General features: G+C 34.6%; 22 protein-coding genes, 1 tRNA gene, 1 pseudogene and 1 riboswitch. Of the genes and pseudogenes, 6 read left to right on the top strand and 18 right to left on the bottom strand.

All coding sequences use genetic code 11. The annotated features are described in order from the left end of the window. Window positions 1–227: 227 nt before the first annotated feature. The 11 genes from MUN42_RS03255 to MUN42_RS03205 form a co-directional block, all read right to left on the bottom strand. Window positions 228–596, bottom strand: coding sequence for a TIGR02328 family protein (locus tag MUN42_RS03255; RefSeq protein WP_243342931.1), 369 nt, complete (start codon window positions 594–596; stop codon window positions 228–230). 16 nt (window positions 597–612) lie between these two features. Continuing rightward, the gene (locus tag MUN42_RS03250) at window positions 613–3,045 is read right to left on the bottom strand and encodes an ABC transporter permease (protein ID WP_243342930.1); all 2,433 of its coding nucleotides are present in this window, start codon (window positions 3,043–3,045) and stop codon (window positions 613–615) included. Continuing rightward, window positions 3,038–3,718, bottom strand: a complete 681-nt coding sequence (locus tag MUN42_RS03245; protein WP_243342929.1) for an ABC transporter ATP-binding protein — start codon at window positions 3,716–3,718, stop codon at window positions 3,038–3,040. The genes MUN42_RS03250 and MUN42_RS03245 overlap by 8 nt, the downstream gene beginning before the upstream one ends. 45 nt (window positions 3,719–3,763) lie before the next feature. Further along, on the bottom strand, window positions 3,764–4,624 hold the full coding sequence (locus MUN42_RS03240; protein ID WP_243342928.1) for a HAMP domain-containing sensor histidine kinase: 861 nt from the start codon (window positions 4,622–4,624) through the stop codon (window positions 3,764–3,766). Beyond that, window positions 4,625–5,275 carry a response regulator transcription factor gene (locus tag MUN42_RS03235; RefSeq protein WP_243342926.1) on the bottom strand — a complete coding sequence of 217 codons (651 nt, stop codon included), beginning with the start codon at window positions 5,273–5,275 and terminating at the stop codon, window positions 4,625–4,627. A gap of 73 nt (window positions 5,276–5,348) precedes the next feature. Continuing rightward, window positions 5,349–5,693, bottom strand: coding sequence for a CPBP family glutamic-type intramembrane protease (locus tag MUN42_RS03230; RefSeq protein ID WP_243342925.1), 345 nt, complete (start codon window positions 5,691–5,693; stop codon window positions 5,349–5,351). 171 nt (window positions 5,694–5,864) lie between these two features. Then, complete coding sequence (gene thiH / locus MUN42_RS03225) at window positions 5,865–7,019, bottom strand: 2-iminoacetate synthase ThiH (RefSeq protein ID WP_243342923.1); 1,155 nt, start codon at window positions 7,017–7,019, stop codon at window positions 5,865–5,867. A 1-nt stretch (window position 7,020) separates the two neighbouring features. Further along, the gene (locus MUN42_RS03220; RefSeq protein ID WP_243342922.1) at window positions 7,021–7,785 is read right to left on the bottom strand and encodes a thiazole synthase; all 765 of its coding nucleotides are present in this window, start codon (window positions 7,783–7,785) and stop codon (window positions 7,021–7,023) included. Continuing rightward, a complete protein-coding gene (gene thiF, locus MUN42_RS03215; RefSeq protein ID WP_243342921.1) occupies window positions 7,775–8,392 on the bottom strand; it encodes a sulfur carrier protein ThiS adenylyltransferase ThiF in 618 nt (205 codons plus the stop codon). Before thiF ends, MUN42_RS03220 begins: the two co-directional genes overlap by 11 nt. Then, complete coding sequence (gene thiS / locus MUN42_RS03210; protein WP_243342920.1) at window positions 8,392–8,589, bottom strand: sulfur carrier protein ThiS; 198 nt, start codon at window positions 8,587–8,589, stop codon at window positions 8,392–8,394. Before thiS ends, thiF begins: the two co-directional genes overlap by 1 nt. Window positions 8,590–8,720: 131 nt before the next feature. Beyond that, a riboswitch (TPP riboswitch) is annotated at window positions 8,721–8,821 on the bottom strand. A gap of 178 nt (window positions 8,822–8,999) precedes the next feature. Next, window positions 9,000–9,554: a hypothetical protein gene (locus MUN42_RS03205; protein ID WP_243342919.1), complete on the bottom strand. Its 555-nt coding sequence runs from the start codon at window positions 9,552–9,554 to the stop codon at window positions 9,000–9,002. A 381-nt stretch (window positions 9,555–9,935) separates the two neighbouring features. Here MUN42_RS03205 and MUN42_RS03200 point away from each other — a divergent pair, with 381 nt between their 5' ends. From MUN42_RS03200 to MUN42_RS03190, 3 genes and pseudogenes are all read left to right on the top strand, one after another. Next, on the top strand, window positions 9,936–11,216 hold the full coding sequence (locus MUN42_RS03200) for a radical SAM protein (RefSeq protein WP_243342918.1): 1,281 nt from the start codon (window positions 9,936–9,938) through the stop codon (window positions 11,214–11,216). Further along, window positions 11,213–12,835 carry an ABC transporter ATP-binding protein gene (locus MUN42_RS03195; RefSeq protein WP_243342917.1) on the top strand — a complete coding sequence of 541 codons (1,623 nt, stop codon included), beginning with the start codon at window positions 11,213–11,215 and terminating at the stop codon, window positions 12,833–12,835. Before MUN42_RS03200 ends, MUN42_RS03195 begins: the two co-directional genes overlap by 4 nt. 319 nt (window positions 12,836–13,154) lie before the next feature. Beyond that, a pseudogene (locus tag MUN42_RS03190) lies at window positions 13,155–13,346 on the top strand (transposase); the annotation flags it as partial. A gap of 38 nt (window positions 13,347–13,384) precedes the next feature. On the opposite strand, the gene MUN42_RS03185 reads toward MUN42_RS03190, so the two are convergent. From MUN42_RS03185 to MUN42_RS03170, 4 genes are all read right to left on the bottom strand, one after another. Continuing rightward, window positions 13,385–13,471: transfer RNA gene (locus MUN42_RS03185), tRNA-Leu, on the bottom strand. A gap of 16 nt (window positions 13,472–13,487) precedes the next feature. Beyond that, window positions 13,488–14,057: a phosphatase PAP2 family protein gene (locus MUN42_RS03180; protein ID WP_243342916.1), complete on the bottom strand. Its 570-nt coding sequence runs from the start codon at window positions 14,055–14,057 to the stop codon at window positions 13,488–13,490. Then, window positions 14,054–15,469 (bottom strand): CapA family protein, encoded by a 1,416-nt coding sequence (locus MUN42_RS03175; RefSeq protein WP_243342915.1) that lies wholly within the window; start codon window positions 15,467–15,469, stop codon window positions 14,054–14,056. Before MUN42_RS03175 ends, MUN42_RS03180 begins: the two co-directional genes overlap by 4 nt. Window positions 15,470–15,634: 165 nt before the next feature. Continuing rightward, window positions 15,635–15,865, bottom strand: coding sequence for a hypothetical protein (locus MUN42_RS03170; protein ID WP_243342914.1), 231 nt, complete (start codon window positions 15,863–15,865; stop codon window positions 15,635–15,637). 191 nt (window positions 15,866–16,056) lie between these two features. Between MUN42_RS03170 and MUN42_RS03165 the strand changes: the two genes are divergently transcribed. From MUN42_RS03165 to MUN42_RS03155, 3 genes are read left to right on the top strand one after another with little or no spacing between them, the layout of a single operon-like run. Further along, window positions 16,057–16,806, top strand: coding sequence for a DeoR/GlpR family DNA-binding transcription regulator (locus MUN42_RS03165; protein WP_243342912.1), 750 nt, complete (start codon window positions 16,057–16,059; stop codon window positions 16,804–16,806). Then, entirely contained in the window at window positions 16,806–17,729 is a 924-nt protein-coding gene (pfkB, locus tag MUN42_RS03160; RefSeq protein ID WP_243342910.1) for a 1-phosphofructokinase, read from the top strand. The genes MUN42_RS03165 and pfkB overlap by 1 nt, the downstream gene beginning before the upstream one ends. Beyond that, entirely contained in the window at window positions 17,716–19,596 is a 1,881-nt protein-coding gene (locus tag MUN42_RS03155; RefSeq protein WP_243342909.1) for a fructose-specific PTS transporter subunit EIIC, read from the top strand. The genes pfkB and MUN42_RS03155 overlap by 14 nt, the downstream gene beginning before the upstream one ends. A gap of 115 nt (window positions 19,597–19,711) precedes the next feature. Here MUN42_RS03155 and metF read toward each other — a convergent pair whose 3' ends face one another. The 3 genes from metF to MUN42_RS03140 form a co-directional block, all read right to left on the bottom strand. Then, on the bottom strand, window positions 19,712–20,566 hold the full coding sequence (gene metF / locus MUN42_RS03150) for a methylenetetrahydrofolate reductase [NAD(P)H] (protein ID WP_243342907.1): 855 nt from the start codon (window positions 20,564–20,566) through the stop codon (window positions 19,712–19,714). Continuing rightward, entirely contained in the window at window positions 20,544–22,823 is a 2,280-nt protein-coding gene (gene metE, locus MUN42_RS03145) for a 5-methyltetrahydropteroyltriglutamate--homocysteine S-methyltransferase (RefSeq protein WP_243342905.1), read from the bottom strand. Before metE ends, metF begins: the two co-directional genes overlap by 23 nt. A gap of 112 nt (window positions 22,824–22,935) precedes the next feature. Next, window positions 22,936–23,859 carry a LysR family transcriptional regulator gene (locus MUN42_RS03140; RefSeq protein ID WP_243342903.1) on the bottom strand — a complete coding sequence of 308 codons (924 nt, stop codon included), beginning with the start codon at window positions 23,857–23,859 and terminating at the stop codon, window positions 22,936–22,938. Window positions 23,860–23,948: the final 89 nt, after the last annotated feature.

Below are 23,948 nucleotides of genomic sequence, written 5' to 3'. Positions count from 1 at the left end.
CTTTGTTGATTATCATAATTAAACAGTGAAAAAATAATTAATTCTTTAAAAAATTCACAATTACAACGTTAGGATTGACCACCACTAACTCTTTCAGCATAACAATTCCCTCCACAAAAATATTTTATTTCTTAACAAAACTTTACTAGTTTGAGTTCTCTTTTTCTATTTTACACATAATATTTTATACTATGGAATTTTATAAATTAATTCTTTTTACCCTACAATCAACCACCAATTACTATTCCCTTATCCCTAAGGTTATCTAGGCACTCTCTTAAGTAGGCACTGTCGTGTTCTTTGTAAATTGGTTTAGTAGTTGCGATTTCTTCTAGGTCTTCATAGGCCGGGGTGTTTTTGCCCCTATAGTTTTTGTCTATCCATTCCTTGCTTACCTTGTAGCCTCGTCTTGTCATCTCTTCCATTACTAAGGTGTGGTATTGGTAGAGTTTGTAGGGGGAGTATTTGAAAACATAGTCGACTACCGAATGTTTATTCCCCCAACCCTTGCCCCTAAGGGCGCAACACTCCCTGTGTTGGCCCAGGAGTTGTTGTCTGGGTAGTTTGTTTATTAAGTCCTCATGCCAAAGTCTCATAGGTATCCTTTCTTTTTTATATTGTCCTAATCAATTCTATTGTAGGCCTTTCTAGTATTCTCTTTAAGGAGAAGTGGTAGATAATTAGATTAATACCATAGACGACTAATGAAAATCCTAGGAAGCTTTTGTAGTCATAATATTTTATTAAAGTACTCATCCTTAAACTAGGGGCTACTAATGATATTACAAACATAACTCCTAAGCTCACCATAATAGAAATTATAAAGGACTTTATCTGTTCTTCAATAAATTCTTTTTGATAAATGTTCTTTAACTCATCTACATCCATTCCACAAGAGTAAAGGCTGCCGATTTCTTTTTTTCTGCTCATAAGACTTAAATTAATGGATGAGTAGCCATTTGTGATATTTAGTACAAAGATGATCGATGCAATTCCTATTACAATTTTTATTAGACTTTTCAAATCATTATATTCATCTTTTGCGGTCTCTTCACCTGTTGTGATATTAAATCTATCTTCAGGTGAAATTTGTTCCCTGATCATGGCCTCTACATATTCTTTTACATCTTTGGTATCAGAATCTTTTACCTTCATATTTAAAGTGTAGGCATAGTTTTTATTTTTTTCATCTCCGGACTCTTCCATAAGTTTAAAATAAGTGTCAAAATCTGTATAAACTTTTACATCGAAGGGTCTTGTTTTCGACTTAAATTTCCCCAAATCTGTTATAGTCTTTGAAATTTTAATCGTCTTCTTATAATCATTTAAGTTAATATCTAAAGTCTGTGGGTTTTCAAAATATGGAATTCTCTTTGCCTTAGCTATTGGAATAGAAGAATCTTCTTGAATTGTATTGTAGAGAATAAATTCACCCTTCTTTCCTCCAAGTTCTTTTAAGTCTTTTTCTTCCAAGGCGATGATAAATCCATCCATACCCTTTGCCTTATATTTTTTAATATTCTTTCTCGCTTCCTCATCTAAACCTGCTGCCTTTGCTTTCTTTGAGAATTCGTTAGTATTTTCCACTCGAACATATTTATCTTTTGAAATATATGACTTCTCGTTAGGAATTTTATCTACAATTTCTTTTAATATTTTTGGGACTTGGTTGTTTTCACTAAAATAATCAACAGAGAAATTATAGCCATCATCGTAAAACGAAAAATCTCTGTAGTAACTTGAGATGCCTATGATGATTATAAACACTGAAATAATTATTATCCCTATGGCAGAAATATATCTCTGTGATTTTATTGAAGCTAAGTTATTGAGTTTTAATTCCTTCCAAAAATCTTTTGCTATTTTCTTCTTTGATTTGGAAAAATCTATATTCCCTCTTATGCCGTCTATAATGTTTATTTTAGAAATCTTTTTCGCAGGGGATTTAATGGCTAGTGCCACAATAATAAAAGAAACCAAAATTATTGCTAAACTTAATAAGGGATTAAACTTTACTAGATTAAATTCACTTAATTGTTTGTCTATTTGAATGTATTTGTACAGATAATATATAGAGAAAAAGCCTACAAGATGTCCTAAAAGTATTGGAATTCCAGATGTAACAAGTCCTTCCTTTAGGAGCAAGAGATATATTTGTCCATTAGTAGATCCTATAGACTTGTAAATGGAAAGCTCTCGAATCTTCCTTAGCCCCCAAACCCAAAAGATGTTTTTTATAAAAAACACAAATATTGCTATGCATCCAATAACTGAAAGAACAAGAACTGCCTTGCTCGTTAAGTTTTGTAAGGGTTCGTTTTTTAATCCATAATAGTTTATGAGACTTTCAGAAAATTCTAAATGAACATCTTTACCTAGTATTTTGTTTATTTCACTTTGTATCTTATCTCTATTTTTGTAAGCTTCTTCAAATGAATGAAATTTTACAAAGGTTCTAAAAGTGGTCATTTTATCTTGTAGCCCTAGAGCAAAACTTAGTTTACTGTACTTATTGTAGACGTCTCCATAAACACCGACTAAATTAAAGCTTTTAGAACCTTGGCTCTCAAATTTTTCCCTGCCAGTATTTGCACTTGTTGGACCTATCTCTTCTCCATCTAAAAACCTTTTGCCTAAATCAAGTTCTACACGCTCGCCTATTTTAAGTTTATTTTTCTCTACGAGGCTTTTAGATAGTACAATTTCGTCTTCCTTTTCAGCAAATCTGCCTTCAATAAGTCTTGAATACTCTCTCATTTTATTGATTGCTTGGTCTTGGTAGTTGACAACGACTAAATCGTCTCCAAGCTTTCCGTTGTCAGGATTAAGGGACATTTTCCCGACCAGGTCTATATCTTCAATGGACTTTAACTTTTTAACATCTTCACTTGAGAGTTCCTCTTTAATCTCCCCATGATCAAAGCTTGAAGCCATATAATTACCATATTTGGATGTCAAGCTTCTATATCCAAAATAAAAAATAATGGTGAAAAATAGACTTACAATAAATAAGGAAATAAAAATGGGAAAATTCTTCTTATTCATTTTTTTCATCTCCTACAATTTTTCCATCTACTATTGTGATAATTCGTTTTGTTTGTAAGGCTATTTCTTCATCATGGGTGATTAGGATAATCGTCTGTTTTAAAGTCTTGTTAAAATATTTAAAAATTTCAATTATTTCCTTAGAATTTTTTCTATCCAAGTTTCCAGTCGGTTCATCTGCCAATATAATAGATGGATTGTAGATAAGACTTCTGGCTATGGCAACTCTCTGCTGCTGACCTCCTGAAAGCTCACTTGGAAAAGAGTCAAGTTTACTTTCTATACCAAGTTTTTTTACTATATCTGAAAATTCATCTTGATTTATTTTTCTTTTATCTAGTTTTAGTGGAAGTTCTATGTTATGTCTAACTGTTAAATTTGGAATCAAATTATAAAATTGATAAATAAGTCCAACTTTCCTTCTTCTGAAGTATGCTAATTCTTTTGAAGAATACTTTGAGATGTCGTTACCATCTATATAAACCTTGCCATCATCTGGACTATCTACTCCTCCTATGATATGTAGTAGGGTTGATTTACCAGACCCACTAGGGCCTACAATGGCGACAAATTCTCCTCTTTCTATTGTGAGGTCAACCCCATCTAAGGCCACTACCTTAGAATTTCCCTCGCCATATTCTTTTCTTAAATTTTCTACTCTTAGTATTTCCATACTTGCCTCCTTCTTTAAGGTAAGTATATACAAGTAAAGTGATTTTTAGGTGACATTATAGAAGTTAATTATAAAACAAGCACCACTACCAGTATTTTCTACAGAAATTCCCCCATTATTTTTTTCTACAATGGACTTGGCCATGGCAAGACCTATACCAAAGCCATTGGAATCAGGTGTCTTATAGAATCTTTTAAAGATTTTCCTCATATTTTCCTTAGCAATCCCTCCCCCATCATCTTCTATAAAGAGGCTTGTGTAGAGGGGATTTTTGGTTGATTTTATTGATATTTTACTGCAAAGCTCTCTGTTACTAGCATTTTTTAAAATATTTATAATGGCTTCCGAGAGCCAATAGAAGTCACCAACTACCCTATGGTTTTCTAGGCTCTCACTAAGTTCCACTTGAATACTTCCCATCATATTAAGACTTTCTAGACAATAGTTAACTAGCTCCTCTAGCGTGAAGTCTTCTTTCTTCATCAAATTTTTATTGGCGTCTAAGCTTGATAGCTTAAGCAAGATATCCGATAGGGAATTAAGTCTCAAAATTTGCTTTTTCAATATGGTTATATTAGTATCTTCTGGGTAGTCTAATTCTAGATTTTCTACAGAAAAGACCATACCTGTTATGGGAGTCTTTATTTGGTGAGCTATATCTTCTAAATATTCCACCTGCTTGTCGCTAGACCTAGCGGTAGTTTCCTTTGCCTCCACGATTTCAATAAAAAGCTTGTAAATAGCATCTTCCAATATTGAAAAGTCATCTTGTCTCATAGGAAGCCTATAGTCTTGATGTTGTAACTTATCAATCAAGTCTCTAAGCTCTCCTATTCTTTTTTTCTTCCTAGTTTCCAAGAAATAATAAAAAACAATGAGGCTCATTATCCATAATATATATACCATCTAATCCATCCTGTATCCAATACCCCTAACCGTAGTTATTACAGAAGGAGCTAGCTTGCCCCTAATCCTCTTGATGGTTGATGTTAGGGTATTATCACTTACAAACCTATCCCTATCTTCCCAAAAGGCTTCCAGTAACTGCCTACGGGTATAGACCCTGTGGGGGTTTCTTATAAAAAATAACAAGATATCATATTCGAGAGCTGTTAAATCAACTGGCCTTTCCTTATAATAAATCTTAGAATTATTGAGGTCTACCCTCATATCCTTAAAGATGATAGTTTTATCCTGGCTAAGGGGTAGAGTCCTCAAAACCGCATCAATCCTCGCTCTAAGTATAGCTAGAGAAAAAGGCTTAGTTAGATAATCATCTGCCCCATGATCTAGGGATTTGATTATAAAGTCCTCATCGTCCTTCACAGTCGTAACTATTACCCTAATATTTTTATCCTTTAGCTTTCCAAGCAAATAGTCTCCATCCTTATCGGGGAGGTTAATATCTAATAGAGCCAAGTCAAAGTCTATATTAATCTTATAGCTAGCCTCATAAAATGAGTAGGCCACATCGACTTCATAGGCAGATTTTTCCAAATAACTTTTAATTTGTTGGGCAAGGTCTTTATTATCTTCAATTATTAAAATTTTATCCATAAGTTACCCCCTCCTTCTATTAATACTTGTCTAGGTAAAGTTTGCAATATAGACCATCTATAATCAAATATTCCTACTTGTCCATAAAATACTTCCTATGACTAAAAATTACGACAAGGCTTGCTATTAATTGTGCCAGTACAGGAAAGATGATTATCCAATTTACGATAGGGTAGGTCTTGGTTATCTCTGATAGGGAAATATAGTCCCATAATCCATGGAAGATAATCGGTAAGGCTATATTCTTTGCAGCCATATAGACTACAACATAGTATAGACCTGAAGATAAGGTAGTTATAAATTGGCTAAGTACTTGGTTAATTGGAAGACCTCCCAAGATATTTACTGAGTGCAAGAGTGAAAAAACGATGGCTGAGAATAGGGTGTAAATCATTGAAGTTTTTATTCCTATTTTCATATTTCTTATGACTTACTTATACCAAGTCTTTCATCCTTATATTTGATAATTAATTTTTTTAATAAATGAGTAGCCAATTATCAAGACAAGACTGCTAGATAAAATAATATAAGCCTTGTACAAAAATCCCCAAAAAGTCGGTGGCTTTCCTTCCTTTTGGGGTGGCATCTATTATAAGTTTATATAGTCTGTCAAAACGGGACTCATTCCTATTTCTTTCAAATCATTTATGACATCATCACAAGACCTTCCATCTTGGATTTCGAATTGTTCATCTCCTTCGTCCTTAGATTTTTTGGACCTATGACCGATGGAGGTATCAACTGATGCTGATATTTTAGTAGCTCCATATTTTACCGCCAAGTTTCTAAAGTCCCTATCCTCCCTAGTTGATAGGGTAATTGATGCAAAGGGCAGGAATATCCTAATCGCAAGCATTATTTGGAAGAATTTCTTGTCATTAACTTCATAAAAATCTAATTTATCTGCCCCATGGGTTGGTCTAATCCTAGGTAGGGAGATGGCTATCTCTGCTTGGGGATATCTCTTTTGGACTTCCTTGGCATGGATACCTAGTTTGTAGGCTTCTTCTATCGGGTCATTCAGTCCAAAGAGGGTCCCAAAGCCAACTCCCCTAAAGCCTGCCCTCAAGGCCCTCTCTTGGGTCTCTATCCTATAGACATAGGACCTCTTGTGGCCATAAGGATGGTAGTAGTCGTAGGCCTTTTTATTGTAGGATTCTTGAAAGACTGTAACAAAGTCCGCTCCTGCTGCCCTCAACTTCTTATAGTCTTCGGTATTGGCTGGATAAACCTCGACCCCTATGGTCTTGAAGTATTTCTTGGCTATCTCACAAGCCTTTGCTATATAGTCTATTGAAGAAAATCTCTCACTCTCCCCCGTTAGGATTAGGACTTCTTCTATGCCTGTAGCTGCCAGAGCCTTCATTTCATCTTCTATCTCTACAAAGGTTAGCTTGGCTCTTTTGATATCAGACTTGGCCCTAAAGCCACAATACCTGCAAGAATTTTCGCAATAATTTGCTATATAAAGTGGAGAAAAAAGGCTCACATTATTTCCAAAGTACCTTGTCCTCTTCTCCCTAGCTACTTCTCCTAGCTCATCAAGGATCTCTAGGCCCCCGTCTTGGAGGAGGTTATAGAAGTCCCTATCACTTAGGCTATCCTTGGCAAGGCTTGCCCTAATATCATCGACACTTACCCTAGTCTCCCTTACATTTTCATAAGACTTATCAACAATATCTTTTATATCTGAATCAATTACTTCCATTGATGGGAAATAATCTGTAACTTTCTCTATATTCATATTAATCAAAGAAGTCCCTCAATGGTGATGATGGATCTGCACCACTTTCCAAAACCCTTCCTGGCTTTGATAGGTAGGCGAGTCTTCCTGCTTCAATTCCTAGCTTGAAGGCCCTAGCCATCAAAGTAATATCCTTGGCAGAGGCAATAGCAGTATTGGCCATAATTGCAGCAGCTCCCATCTCCATGGCCTCGGCTGCTTGACTAGGTACGCCAATTCCAGCATCTACTATGACAGGGAGATCTACCTCATCAATAATTATCTTAATAAATTCCTTGGTAACAAGTCCCTTGTTTGATCCAATTGGGGCTGCGAGTGGCATGATTGCAGCAGCTCCTACATCCCTTAGGTCCCTTGCATAATTTAGATCTGGATACATATAAGGAAGAACTACAAAACCTTCCTTGGCCAAAACTTGACTTGCCCTTAGAGTTTCTTCATTATCTGGTAAGAGGTACTTACTATCCCTCATAATCTCGATTTTAACAAAATTACCACAGCCCATCTCCCTAGCAAGCCTGGCTATCCTTATAGCTTCATCTGCATTTCTAGCTCCTGATGTATTTGGGATAATAGTAACATCCTTTGGTATATAATTTAAAATATTGGCCACATTCTTAGTATTTGCCCTACGGAGGGCTACTGTAATCATCTCACAGCCTGCATTTTTGACTGCCGCATCGATTAAATCTACTGAGTACTTACCACTTCCAAGGATAAACCTAGAAGTAAACTCCTTATCCCCTAAAATAAACTTATCGTCCATAATAATCCTCCCTTATCTTCTTTAAACATTCCAAAGCCTCAAGACTTGCCACTATAGAAACATAAGGCAAGTACAGGCCATCTTCCTCCGGTTTTGAATAAAAATCTCCAACCATAGTAATATTATCAAAATTCTTTATCTTAACATCTTCTAGACTACCAAGGCCAGAAAGACCTGATGCAGTAAAAAGATACTTACCTTCCCTATTTACAAAATAATCAAAGACCCTAATCTTTGACTCCTTATTGTCAAAGGCCTCAATAAAATAATTTGCCCCATCAAGTATCTGATCGAGATTTTCATCATCAAGGTAGATATTATAGGCCTTGACATCTACAAAGGGAAGGGTCTCCTCTAGCCTATTTTTCGTAGCATCTACCTTCCTTTGGCCAACTTCATTGACAGAATAATTTTGCCTATTAAGATTAGAATACTCAACCACGTCAAAGTCATACAAATTGATATGACCTATACCAGACCTTGCAAGCATCATGGCAATATTGGAACCAAGACCTCCACATCCTAAAATAGAAACTGTAGCCTCCTTAAAAATTTCATTATCCTCATTCCTTTGCCTAGCTAAAATCTTTTTCCTTAAATCTTCCATCAGCCCCCTCCTACAAAAGAAAACACCTCAATCTTGTACTGATCTTTTACGAGAAAATCTCTAAAATCCTCACGCTTAACCAGCTTCTCATTAACCTCAACGGCCACAAAAGAAGGATCAAAAAAATTCTCCACAAGAATCTCATACAAGGACTTCTCTTTTTCAAAAGGAACTTCCTTACCATTAATAACTAACAAAAGCTCACCTCCTATAAAAAACACGAAAAGAGCAACCATACCCGAGGTGGTATGCCCCTTTCGTGTAAAACACAACAAATAAATATTACAGAGCCATTAAAAAAAAGCCCCCTAAGCCAGGGACCATTAAACTTCAAAATAAATAGCTTTCTTACGAAGGTACTAACCTAATCAAGTTTAAAGGGTTAATGTTTTACCATCTCTCAGCTAAAAAGCACCCCTAGCTACTTATATTATAATACAAGTTTGAGGATAATGCAAAAGGAAATGGGTGGGGAGATTTTATTATTTGAATTTCATAATTTTACATACCCAAGACAGTAAAATCACCGTCTTTTTTTATTGCCTTTATACCTTTTAACGCTTTTCAAATAGGGGTGTGCAAAATAATAAAATTCGCTCTCAAAAAGTCAAACATTAAATTGTATCAAAGCAATGAGAGTCTTAGACTCCAATGCAAGGACAGACAAAGCTCTATACAAATGCTGAATATCATACTTAGGCCTTAAAAGATATGAAGAAGTCGACTCAAAAGTAGTCAATTTACTAGATGGATTAATAACCCTATCAAAAACCATAAAAGCTAGGCACTCATTCAAATCAAAAGAAAATTTATGCCTCTTAGAAATATCTTCACAAATCTCATCAACCTTAAGTTTGTAATAAATATCTAGAAGAAAAAAGGAACCACCTTTAAATGAATTGAAAGAATCCTTATCAATCAACTTGTAATTAAAAAGAGAAAAAGAAATATCCAGATTTCCTTCATTGAGCTCAATAGTATTCTCTTTAGCATAATCCTTAAGAAAATCAATAAAATCATCAGTACCGTTTTTTTTAGCTACAAATTGAGAATTACCAAGTTTTTCAATAGTAATAGTTTTTCTTTTCCCATTATCCAACTTAACATCATCTACAAGATAAAAATTAATAGTATTAGTAGATTTAGACATAGCTATTCGCATAATATTCCTCCAAGGACATATTAATATTATTAAACATTACATCACATTACTCAAATAAAAATTAAAAATTTAACAAAAAAATATAGGCGTATCAATAACTACACGAAAACTTTTATTATTCAACTGTCAAAGACCTGAATAAAATCAAACTGATTATTATTATTTTGACAAAAAAATATTGATAAGTATAATTTTATTAGTATACTGAATTAAATAAATTTATTTATCAAATAAGGAGTTAAAATGCAAGAAATAGTATTTGAATTTAATGATGAAGAAATAGTAGTTCAAAATGATTCATATATTGTAATAAATATGAATTAGTATGTAAAAGATCATTTTAAATACTAGTTATATAAATGATCTCATTAGGAGAGATTTATGGAATTATCAAAATATGTTTTTGTAACAGATAGTTATAATGGAGAATATAAAATACTTTTTAATAGTAAAAATGGTTTCTTTATTAAATATCCAAATAGTGATTTCAAAGATACAAATGATTTTATAAGCAATAAAAAAATTAGTGATTTTTTGGAGAAAAAATTATTTTTCAAAACTGAAAATGAAACTGAAGAAATAAAGATGATTCATAAAAATGTGCTTAAGTCAGATGATACACTTCAACTCATAATCAAGATTACAAAAGATTGCAATTTTAGATGTACATATTGTTACGAAAATTTTGATGTAATTAATATGGGCGTGGAAGAAAAAAATGCTATATTAAAATTTATTATAAGGAAATATAAAGAAAATAATTTTAGAAATTTGATAATCGTTTTCTTTGGTGGGGAACCTTTATTAAATATAGATTTTATTGAAAGTTTATCTAAAGATATTATTAATTTTAGCAATTTAAATAATATTAATTATTCATCGAGTGTTGTAACAAATGGTTATAATTTAAATGAGAACAATTTTAATAGGTTGGTAAATTATGTAAATACATATCAAATTACCATCGATGGAGACAGCAAACTCCACGATAGTCAAAGGTTATTAAAGAATGGTAGTGGCACTTTTGATAAAATTATAAATAATTTAAAATATATTAAGTCTACAAGGTATAAATATAAAATTATATTGAGAAGTAATATATCAAAAATTATGCTCGGAAATATGGAGGGGTATTATAAAGATATTTCAGAGTTTTTTGATGATAAGAGGTTTATAGCAATGTTTCATCCTGTAGTTAATTTTAGTGATTTAAGCCATGATGTGACTGATAGAGATGTTTTAGAAGAAATGAAAATAGCGTATAATTATAATATAAGATTTGCAAGATTATCTTCTTATTTAACTTTGGATACATCGTTTTGCTATGCTATAAAGGACAATCATTATTCTATAAATTCCGATATGTCTGTAGCAAGGTGCACTGATGTGAATGATGAATTCAGTATAGTTGGTAAATTAAATTACGATGGAAAAATTGAATTTAATAAATTTAATAATATTTGGAAAGCAGCTCGATTTTCTGAAAAATGTGTAGGATGTCACATGTATGCAGGTTGTGGAGGAGGGGCGTGTCCTTTATTTTATTTGAAACATGGCCAAGCTAGATGTTCCAAATATAAAGGTATCGTTGATATAGATGAAGTTTTAAAATTTGATGAAATGACTAATAAACATAATTTATGTATAAGAGGTAAAATATGAAAATGTTTAAATTCAATTCTTTTAAGTTGGGCATTTTATTTTCTATTATTTATGCATTACTTAATGTCTTATTAATGAACGCTCTTTCTTTAATTGTAGTAGACACAATTTCAGATTTGTACAAATCTATTTTAATTATATTGTCTATATATTTAGCTAAGGATTTATTACAATATTTAAATTTAAGACAGCGATCTATAATTGAATATTACTTAAAGAGACAATTTTACTTTAGGGTTGATGAAAAATATAAAAAAATAAGTATTGGCGATTTTAATAAAAAACCCATAGGTGCACGAGGTTCTACTTACGTAAATGATGTATCTAAGCTAATCAACTTGACTATGGTAAGATTTTTGAATATGACTTTCGATGCTGCAATTATAGTTTTGATACTTATTTCTTTACTTAGAATTCATTATTTTTTATTTATATTGGGTTTGGTGTTGATGCTATTTATGTATATATTGCCTAAATTATTTGAAAAAAAACTATCTAAATATATAGCACTATCACAGGATACAACTGAAAGCTATTTAAAAAATATTACAGAACTATTGTCTGGATTTACATCATTAGTTCAAAATAATAATTTTAAATTTTTTTCTCTTAAAAGTCAAAAATCTGGCGAAAAGTTTGCGGATGATATTACAGAAGCAGATAAGTTTGCAGGGTTAATGAGCGCTGTGTTAACTCTAGCTGGAGATATTTTCACATTAGTTTCATTAAGTTTAGTATCTTACTTCGTCATAACTGGAAAAGTAAAAGCTGGTTATTTGCTCTCTACACTATCATTAATTCCTTTCTTATCTGAGACAATTTCTATGTATGTATCAGATAAAACATTTTATAAGTCAGGTTTAGATTTATATGAAAATAGATTTAGTGAATTTGAAGAGATATATACAGACTTCTATACTAAACCACTATTTTTTAAAAAGAAAGAAACATTACCACCACTTGAGGTCAAAGAGAAATCCGTAGAAATAAAAACTATTGAGAGCAAAAATATAAAAGTAGATTTTGGTGCGAAACAAATTGCATATGATGATATGATTTTTAAAGCTGGTAAAAAATATTTAATTCAAGCACCTAGTGGGTATGGAAAAAGTACCTTTATTAAAGTTTTAACAGGTCAAATTAATAATTTTGAAGGCGATGTTTTAATTAATGGCAGAAAAATTGACAATTTTAATGTATTTACATCTATATCATACATAGATCAAAATACATTTCTATTTAATGAAAGTTTAGCAAGAAATATCAATACAGATGAACAAACAGCTAATAAACTATTAAAACTAGTAGGAATCGATGAATATAAAGGTGAATATATTTTATCTGAAAATGGTAAAAATTTTTCTGGAGGACAAAGACAGAAAATATCTATAATAAGGGCGCTTGCTAGAGATAAAAAAGTAATATTTGCTGACGAAATAACATCAAGCTTAGATGATGAGTCAGCAAGGTCAGTTATGGATATATTACTTAACATGGATATATTGTTAATAATGATAAGTCATAAAATTAGCGATGAACAAAAGAAATTATTTGATCAAGTCATAGATTTAGAGAAACATGCTACAATTTACAATAACATTGAGAGTGAAACAATATAATTTTTAAAATTATAAAAACTTAATAAATAACCTAAAGGTCTGCTGTGTAACAAATAAGATTGTACTGTGTGATTTGAGAATTCAAATAACAATTTTAAGCACTTTTAAAGAGACTGTGTAAAATTTTGTGTATAGAAACCTCCTGATTAGGGTAAGTACAAACTAATCAGGAGGAATTTTTATTCCAAGAAAAAGACTGGAGACAAAAAGAAGCAAAATAGCAAAAATGTTAATTGAAGAATATAAGCCTCAAAGCGCACAAGATATTCAAGAAGCACTAAAAGATCTTTTAGGCGATACAATGTAAGAGCTTTTAAAAGCAGAACTTGATGAACATTTAGATTATGAATACGGAGAAAAGCCCTTATCCCTTAACACAAGAAACGGATCAAGTAAAAAAACAGTTAAATCATCATATAGAAATATATATTTAAGTATTCTAAGAGATAGAGAAGGAACATTTGAACCTCAGTCTTTAAGAAAATATGAGAAAGATCATCATCTTAAATAAAAAAAGAAATGCTGAAAACAACATTTCTCAAAAATAAATGGTGCCGGTGGTGGGACTCGAACCCACACGCCCTTGCGGACAACAGATTTTGAGTCTGTCTCGTCTGCCAATTCCAACACACCGGCTTATGTTACCATTTAATTATACTTTATTTTTTAGAACTTGTAAAGTGATTTTTTCTTCTAGGTCTTTATAAGTTTTTGACTGGTAGATTCTAATTGATAGAATTCCTATTATTATCCCTACCAAGGCTCCTGCTATGACATCTGTTGGGAAGTGTACATAGAGGTAGAGTCTTGAGAAGGCTATTAGTAATGCCAGTAGTGATATATATCCCTTTAGGAATTTTGACTTGGTCAATAGGAATAATATTGTTGCAAAGGTAAAGGCATAGGAAGTGTGTCCTGATGGGAAGGAGTTATCGCTTAGGCCATGGATTAGTAGGCCAGTAAAGTGTGCGACTTCGTAGGGTCTTTCCCTTGCAAATAGGACCTTTAGGATTAGGTTTACTAGGATTAGGTTTAGTATAAATCCTATTATCATGACCTTGCCTAGCGACTTGTTGCGTCTTGTGGTCATAAAGATTACTATCATTGTAATCCATATTATGGAGAGATTTCCAAGGGAAGTTATCGTTACGAAAAATCTATCCAAGAATTCTGTTCTCATGCCCTGAAGGGCGTTTAGTATGCTTAGTTCAAAGTTTGTCATTGACTAACCTCACTAGTTACTGTTTCCATGGTCATATCGTATGCTTGCTGGATCCTATATCTTTGGTTTTCGTCAACCTCATTGTAGTATTTGCCACCATCAAGGAAGTCTTCAGCCAAGTAGGTCTTGATGGATTGGCCATAATCATCATAGGTTGACCCTACCCATAGGGGATGGATTTTGACGTCAGCAATTTTTTTGTCCTTGCCATTTTTCTTTAAGGTTACTTCATAGGCCACGGATTGCTCTACCCTTATGTCATTGTTGTTTTCTAAGGATTGGATTGATATATAGTTTCCAAGGGAGTAGGCAATCAATCCTTCCCTACCATCTTCTGCCTTGTATCTTTCCATAGGTTGGACAACGTGAGGGTGGTTACCGATTACCAGGTCTGCTCCCCATTCTACCATGGAACGAGCTAGTTCTATGATTTCTCCTTCTGGGTAGGATTGGTATTCTATCCCCCAATGAGGGTAGGCTATTATGAAATCAGCCTTGTTTTTCTTGGCTTCTTCTATGTCTTTTTTTATTTCATCCTCGTGAAGGTAGTTGATATATGGGACTTCTTCCCTTGGAGTTAGGAGGTCTTCTATGCCATTGGTTCCATAGGTGTAGGAAAGAATAGCAAGTTTCATTCCATTTACTTCCTTATATAAGATCCTTTCTCCTTCCTCTTCATGAGTACCCACATAGTCTAGACCAGCACTTTCTATAGCATCTATTGTGGTAAAGATTCCCTCTTCATCAGTATCTAGGGAGTGGTTGTTGGCAGTGGTTACTACATCAAAACCCGCATCCTTTATTGCCTGTGGATATGTCTCAGGTGTGTTAAACCTTGGATATCCTGCGTATTGCCTATTAGGATTACTTGTTGTTTCATAGTTTGTAATGGCTAGATCTGCATCCTTCACAAAGTCAGATATATAATAGTATTGGTTGGAAAAGTCATAGCTTCCGCCACCATAGTTATAGGCATATTGGATTTGACCCAAGTGGGCCATGGTATCCCCAAAGAATTTGATCCTAGCAGTTTTTTCTTCTTCGTTAGCATCATCTGCTGAAGCTTCTTCATTTGTTGGTTTACTACCTTCCCTTTTGGTCCTAGTCTTAGAATCTTCGAAGCTTGTTAGGTTCTCTCGCCTCTTCTTTGCTTCTTCCTCTTCTTTTTTGGCCCTGGCTATACTCTTCTCCCACTTATCTCTTGCATCTTCCTTCTTGACATCATTTTTAGCCTGCTCCTCAACTGGGCTTAGGTCACCTTCTTCATCTCCTGATGATCTTTCAATATTTGCCATCAAGTCATCAATGGTAGATATTTTTACTTCTTCCTCATTTGAATTGGAAGAGCTACAAGCTACAAGAGTAAATATCATAATAAAACATAAAAATAAATATCTAAATCTCTTAACCATACACTCACCTCTCCTAATATTTTAACCTATTTAGGGAAATATTCCAAAGACTTTTATAACTAAGAGGATTTAAAATATAGAATCCTAGATTATTAATAGAAAAAATTAGTGAATTATAAAAAATTCGGTCAACACACATCTATTAATGCATATTGACCAAGTAAGTTAATCTAAATCAATTGTGACTACTATCTTATTTTCGTCTGGATAATATATGGCATTTTCCATTACGGAATCACCATTTTTTTCTTTCTTACCTACAGGTATCACTTTGTCACCATCTCGTGTCAATCTTTTTAAGCCCTTCTTTTCATATTCTTCATTTGGTATAAAGATTGAGCCCCACTTGGTAATTATCACACCTTCAACTTGATTTTTCTTCATCTTATCATCCATACAACTTCCTCCTTATATTTTACCTAAGTATATCACTTTTTTTTAAAAAAATACAAATAATTTTCATTATAAAATAATAAATTAATTAGATAATTAATCCAATAAGACATTTTTGGTTAAGATTTATTTTGATTGTTTTTGCTTGACTTTGATTTTATTTTGATTTATAATGGTAATAGAAAGGGAGAATTATGTTAAAGGAAGAGAGATTAGGTAAAATTATAGATTTGGTAAACAAGAGAGGAACAGTAAAGACCAGGGAGATAGCTGAGGCTCTAGGGATATCTCTGGCTACTGTGAGGAGGGACTTGAATGAACTTGACTCGCTCAATAAAATTCATAAAATTTTTGGTGGTGCTAATTCAATCAAAAACGCTCAATATATTACTACCGAAGAGGATATGACCTCCAAAGCAACTTTAAATATTGAGGAAAAAGTTTTTATAGGTAAGTACGGAGCAAGCTTTATCAAAGACAATGACTTTGTCTACCTGGATTCAGGTACTTCTGTAGAAGCCATGATTCCTTATATCAAGGCTAATAATCTAAAGTTTGTTACTAATTCTATAACTTGTGCTAAAAAGCTTGCTTTAATTAATCAAAATGTTTTTATCTTGCCTGGAAATCTAAAGGGGCCTACTGAGTCCCTACTTGGGCCAGCGACTACAGATTTCTTGGATAATTTTAACTTTACCCTAGGATTTTTTGGGACCAATGGAATCCATAAGGAAACAGGATTTTCGACACCAGATATCAATGAGGCCATGGTCAAGAGAAAGGCTTTATCAAGGTGTAAGAAGGCCTTTATCCTGGCAGATTCATCTAAGTTTGGTCTAGTATCTCAAGTTTCCTTCTCAAAAGATCCAAAGCTTAAAATTATAACCAGCAAGAAAAAGGATACTTCCTATGAAATTCTAATTAAAACATATAAGGAGGACTAATGATTTATACTCTAAGTTTGAATCCTGCTCTTGACCATATAGTAGGAACAGGTGATTTGAAACTTGGTGAAACAAACCGAATGACCTACGAAAAAATAAAGGCAGGTGGCAAGGGAATCAATGTGACTAACCTCCTCAAAAACTTGGGGGAAGAAAGCCTTGCCCTGGGCTTTGTAGGAGGATTTACTGGAAGGGAGCTAATCCAACTTGTAAGAGATGACCTTGGCCTAGATGAGAAATTTATCAAGGTTAAGGAAGGCTTTACAAGAATAAATGTCAAAATCAAGGGCAAGGTCGAGACTGAAATCAATGGACCAGGCCTAGATATTGATAAGGATGCCCTAGATAAGTTATTTGAAATAATTAATACTATAGAAGATGGGGACTACCTCTTCCTATCAGGGTCAATCCCAGACTCATTGGGAGATGATTTTTATGGAAAGCTTATGGATAGCCTAGCTGATAAAAAAATTAAGATAATAGTCGATGCGAGTGGCCCAAGCCTTACCAAGACCCTAACCCATAGACCCTACCTCATAAAGCCCAACCTAAGAGAGCTTGAAGGGATTTTTGGTGTTAAAATCAATACAAAAGACGACCTAGCCACTTACGCCAGAAAGCTTAGAGAAATGGGAGCAGAAAATGTAATAGTGTCCCTGGGTGGCGATGGGGCCTATATGATAAATAAAGATAATGAAGAATATTTCAAAAAAGCTTACCAGGGAAAAATTATAGATACCGTAGGCTCTGGAGATAGCATGGTAGGTGGATTTGTTTATGGTAAAATCCACGAATTTACCGATGAAGAAGCCTTCAAATTCGCTGTTGCTTGTGGATCTGCCACAGCCTTTAGCCCTACTATAGCTAGCAAGGAAGAAATTTATAACTTATATGAAAAAGGAGAAGGATATGAAAATAATTGACCTACTTAGTGAGTCTTCTATAGAATTAAATGCAAGAGCTGGATCCAAGGAAGACCTAATAGATAGACTAGTAGACCTCATGGACAATAGCCAAGTCTTAGTTGATAAGGACCTCTACAAAAGTGATGTCCTAAAGAGAGAAGTATCTAGCACAACAGGAATCGGAGAAGGTGTAGCCATCCCCCACGCCAAGTCCAAGGGAGTAAAGACACCCCACCTCGCAGCCATGACCATCAAAGAAGGAGCAGACTTTGATTCCCTAGATGGAGAATTGGCCCACCTATTTTTTATGATAGCAGTTCCAGAAAAGGCAAGTGATGATCATATAGTCCTACTTCAAAGACTATCCACCATGCTAATGGATGCTGACTTTAGAAATGCCTTATTAGGGGCAAAAAATACCGAAGAATTTTTAAAAATCATAGAAGCTAAGGAAATAGAAAAATTCCCTGATGACTTTGAAGCTAAAGATAGCAATTCTACTTATGATATCTTAGCTATAACAGGCTGCCCTACTGGTATCGCCCATACCTTTATGGCCAAGGAAGCCCTAGAAAATAAGGCCAAAGACCTAGGCTACACAATCAAGGTCGAAACCCACGGATCAACAGGTATCGAAAATGCACTAAGCAAGGAAGAAATTGATAAGGCCAAGGGAATAATAATAGCCAGCGATGTAGGAGTAGAAAAATCAAGATTTAACGGCAAAAGGCTAGTAGAAACCAAGGTATCAGATGGTATCAACAAGCCAAAAGACCTAATAAATCTAATAATTGATGCAAAGGCTCCAGTCTATAAGAGCGATAAAAGAATCGAAATCAGGGAAGAAAAGGCTCCATCAAGTCTGGGACAAACTATCTATAAGCACCTAATGAATGGTGTATCCCACATGCTACCCTTTGTAGTTGGTGGTGGTATCCTTATAGCCATAGCCTTCTTGCTTGACGACTATACCATAGACCCTGCTAATTTTGGTTCAAATACCCCAATCGCAGCAATCTTCAACAAGATAGGTGGGGCTGCCTTCGGCTTCATGCTTCCTATCCTATCTGGATTTATTGCAATGAGTATAGCAGATAGGCCAGGACTTACTGTAGGATTTGTAGGTGGATTCTTGGCCAATGAAGGTGGAGCAGGCTTCTTGGGTGCCTTAATCGCAGGTTTCCTATCAGGTTTAATCATAATATTATTAAGAAAAATAACCAAGCCCCTACCAAAGAGCATGGATGGACTAAAACCTATCCTAATCTTTCCACTAGTAGGAATCCTTACAATCGGTCTAATAATGCTCCTATTACTAAATCCACCTCTAGCAGGACTAAACCTTGCGATAACTAACTTCCTAAACAACATGGGATCAGCATCCAAGATCGTCCTAGGACTATTGCTTGGGGGTATGATGGCTATAGATATGGGAGGACCAATCAACAAGGCAGCCTATATATTTGGTACAGCAAGCCTTGCAGAAGGATCATCAATGATAATGGCAGCTGTTATGGCAGGAGGAATGGTACCTCCACTAGCCCTTGCTATATCTATGATTATCTTTAAAAACAAGTACACAGACAAGGAAAGACAAACCATCCCTACCAATATTATCATGGGCCTATCCTTTATAACAGAAGGAGCTATCCCTTTTGCAGCAGCAGACCCTCTTAGAGTAATCCCTGCAAGTGTAGTCGGATCAGCCATATCCGGTATGCTATCTATGATCTTCTCTTGTGCCTTGATAGCCCCTCATGGTGGTATGTGGGTAATAGGAGTTATAGATAATCCATTATTCTACATCCTATCAATCCTAGTGGGTTCTATAGTGGGAGCCTTATTATTGGGACTAGTTAAAAAAGATGCCAATAAAATAAGATAATCAAAAAATACCAGTTGCCACTAGCCATGGTTAACTGGTTTTTTCTTGTCAATTTTTATTTTACCTAAGCCCCTATAAATAGGCCCTCCCTATATATAAGGAAGGCTTTGAGTTTTTATAGGATATTTTTTACTGCTTCGAAGATTTTTTCTGCTACGTAAGGGTTATTCATTGTGTAGAGGTGGATGCCATATGCTCCTGATGATACTAGGTCAACTATTTGGTCAACTGCATAGGCTATTCCTGCATCCCTCATGGCTATCTTGTCATTTTCGTAGCTGTTCATGATTTTCATAAATTTCTTAGGGACCCTTATGTTGTTAAGGGATACCATTTTTTCGATTTGCCTTTTGTTTACTACAGGCATGATTCCTGCTTCTATTGGTACATTGATTCCAGCAAGGTCGCACATATCTCTAAACTTATAGAAGTCTTCATTATCAAAGAATAGTTGAGTTATGAGGCTATCACAACCTGCATCGACCTTTTTCTTGAGGTTTTTTATATCATCAACTAGGCTAGGGCATTCCAAGTGGCCTTCTGGATAGGCAGCTCCTATTACGTGGAAGTCGCTATTTTCCTTGATGGCTGCCACTAGGTCTGAAGCGTGTTCAAAGTCCCCCTTTGGATAAGGAAAGTCTGGTTTATCTCCCCTTAGGGCTAGGATAGTGTTGACGTTTTTTTCCTTTAGTAGCTCAAGTTTTTTGAGGAGGTCTTCCTTGGTGAGTCCTATTGATATGAGGTGGGCTACAGAATCTACTCCCCTTTCCTTGATTTGGCCTGCGATTTCAAAGGTCCTAGCACTAGTATCATTGCCAGCTGCCCCGTAGGTTACTGATATGGAATCTGGTTTTAGTTCGATAAGTTTATCTAGAGTTTCATAGATTGAGCTAATGGGAGAAGTCTTCTTTGGAGGGAAGACTTCAAAGCTTAGTACTACCCTATCTTTAGTTTTTTCCTTGGTATTCATTCCTTAACTCCAAGCTTGCTTCTACTAGGTTCTTTAGGGCCTTTACAGTTTCTTCTTCTCCCCTTGTCTTTAGACCACAGTCTGGATTTACCCATAGTTTCTTATAGTCTAGTTTTTGTATCATCTTTCTAAGGCTTGTTGTTATTTCTTCTACACTTGGCACTCTAGGTGAGTGGATATCATAAACTCCTGGACCTACATGAGTTTTAAAGTTATTTTCTTTTAGGAAGTCAAGAATCTTTAGGTTAGACCTTGATGCTTCAAAGCTTATTATGTCAGCATCCATGTTATCAATGGCCTTGATTATATCTCCAAATTCAGAATAGCACATATGAGTGTGGATTTGGGTAGAAGCCTTGCAGCCAGAGTGTACTATCCTAAAGGCAGGTATTGCCCAGTCTAAGTATTCACTATACCAGTCAGTCTTTCTTAGTGGTAATTTTTCCCTTAGGGCAGCCTCATCTATTTGGATTACTCTGATACCAGCTGCTTCTAGGTCCAATACCTCATCGCGGATGGCGAGGGCTATTTGGTAAGTTGATTCTTGGATTGATATATCTTCTCTTGGGAAGGACCAGTTTAGGATAGTAACAGGACCTGTAAGCATTCCCTTAACTGGTTTGCCTGTTAGGGATTGGGCATAGGTTGACCACTTAACTGTAATAGGTTCATTTCTCTTAACATCTCCCCAAATTATAGGTGGCTTAACACATCTAGTACCATAAGATTGAACCCAAGCCTTTTTGGTAAATAAATAACCTGATAGGTGTTCACCAAAGTACTCTACCATGTCATTTCTTTCAAATTCTCCATGTACTAGGACATCAAGGCCAATCTCTTCTTGGAGGGCTATACATTCCTTAATCTTTTGGAGGTTAAAGTCTTCGTATTCTTCCTTGGTGATTTCGCCAGTCTTAAATCTCTTCCTATTTCTCTTAACATTAGCAGTTTGTGGGAAGGATCCAATAGTTGTAGTTGGGAATAGTGGAAGGTCAAATTCTTCTGCTTGAACTTCTTCTCTCTTTTCAAAGGAATCAATCCTTGTAAAGATTGAATCGTCAATTGATGCAACCCTCTCCCTTACTGACTCGTCTAAATAGTCTTCCCTATTAGCTAGGAGGTCTTGGTTTCTCTTGAAGATTTCTTCATTTTCGTAGTCTGTATCAGCTATTGTCTTTATCTCTTCTAGCTCTTCTAACTTTTCATAGGCAAAGGCAAAGTGTTTTTTATATTTTTCATCTAATTCATCTTCATTTGTAATTGTGTATGGTACATGCAATAATGATGAAGAAGTTGATAGTACGCAGTTAATTCCCTTGGTTTTTAGTCCATCTAGGACTTCTAGGGTTTTCTTGTAGGAATTTCTCCAAATATTTTTACCATTGATGAGGCCTGCAAATAATACCTTGTCTTCAGCAAAGCCATATTTTTCTATTAATTCAAGAGTTTTTCTTCCCTCAATAAAGTCTAGTCCTATACCATCAAAGTCTAAATCTTGGAGGTCCTCATAGATATCCCTCACATCACCAAAGTAGGTTTGTAGAAGAACCTTGATGTCTTTTTTATTAGATAAAATCTCCCTGTAGACTTCCTTAAATAACGCTATATCATCACTATCAAGGTCTTTTACTATATAAGGCTCTTCAAATTGAAGGACTTTGAGGCCTAGGTCGTTAAACTTAGATATATATTCTATATAGGCTGCCACAAGGTCATTCTTGAAGTCATCTATTCCCTTATCTCCCTTGTAGTCTATTAATTTTAGTAGGGTAAAAGGTCCTACTATAGTAGACTTAGTTTCAATTCCAAGCTTCCTTGCTTCCTTGTACTCATCAAAGGCCTTGGTTGAATTTAATTTAATCTCTGTATCGTCTTCGATTTCTGCAACCATGTAGTGGTAGTTGGTATTGAACCATTTTTTCATGGATAGGGCCTTTACATCAAGGTCATCCTTTTGGTAACCCCTTGCCATAGCAAAGTAGGTATCTATTGGGTCAAGGTTTAATTCCCTATATCTTTTTGGAATGATATTAAAGGTTACAGCTGCATCTAAGAACAAGTCATAGTAAGAAAAGTCGTTAGATACAATATAGTCAAGGCCTGACTCTTTTTGTTTAGTCCAGGCACTTTTCCTAATTTCTTTGGCTGTTTCTTCTAGTTCTTCAAAAGATATTTTATTCTTAAAATATTTTTCTGTTGCAAATTTTAGTTCTCTATTTTCTCCAATTCTAGGAAATCCTATTATTGATGTTTTCATTGTATTCTCCTTTATTAGCATAAAAAAATAGCTTAATTATTTTCTTATATTATAAAACAATTAAGCCTAAAGGTGTTAATACTTGTTTTCTATGAACTGTTATAGTTTTTTTCTATAGCAGATTTGATGGTTTAAAATTATCTATATAGCCCTTCAAAAATTCTATATACCTCTTGGACACTGGGTCCAGGGGCCTGTTCTTTAGGGTAATATAGCCTATATCCATATCTTCTTCTGCCTTGAGGGCCCTTACAACTATTTCGCTACCATTAAGGTCTTCTGACAAGACTCCTGAAGATATGGTATAGCCATCGAGTCCAATTATTAGATTAAAAATCGAAGCTCTATCTGTTACATAGATATTTTTGGGACTGGATTCTGTTGGAAATAGCTCTTCAGAGAAGTAAAAGGAATTATTTACATCTTGTTCAAAAGAAAGCCTCGGATAATCAGAAAGATCCTCCAGGGATATCTCGTCCTTCTTGGCAAGGGGGTGGTTTCTCGAAATAAAGATATGGGGCTTGGCCTTAAAGATTGTATTAAAGATAAGACCTTCCTTTTCTAGGATCCTTAGTAGGATATTCCTATTAAAATTTGAAAGGTACATAATCCCTATCTGACTCCTTATTTTCTTGACATCTTCTATAATCTGATAGGTAGTAGTTTCTCTCAAGGAAAAGTCATATTCCCTCTTACCAAATTCTTTAACTAATAATACAAAAGCATTTACAACAAAGGCATAGTGTTGGCTAGATATAGAAAATACCCTCTTGGTTCCTCCCTCATTTTTATATTTAGACTCCAAAAAATCAGCCTGCTCGATGACAGACCTAGAATAAGAAAGGAATTCTTCTCCCTCTTCTGTAAGGCTAACTCCCCTATTGGTCCTATTAAAAATCTTGATATTAAGTTCATTTTCTAGATCAAAGACAGCCTTTGAGATTGACGGCTGACTTACTATTAGCTTCTTACTGGCCTTGGATATGGATCCTTCTTCGGCTATGGCTATTATATATCTAAGTTGTTGCAGGGTCATGATACACCTCTTGTATATTTTTATTTCATTATACCCTATGGGAGAATTCTTGGCTTGATATGAGGACTATTCCCAATAAAAAACTTGCC

Origin of the sequence: Anaerococcus sp. AGMB09787, assembly GCF_022808955.1 — a bacterium.
Taxonomy (GTDB): Bacteria; Bacillota; Clostridia; order Tissierellales; family Peptoniphilaceae; genus Anaerococcus.
The sequence above is the reverse complement of the archived record's forward strand: the minus strand, read 5'-3'. Positions and strand labels throughout refer to the sequence as shown.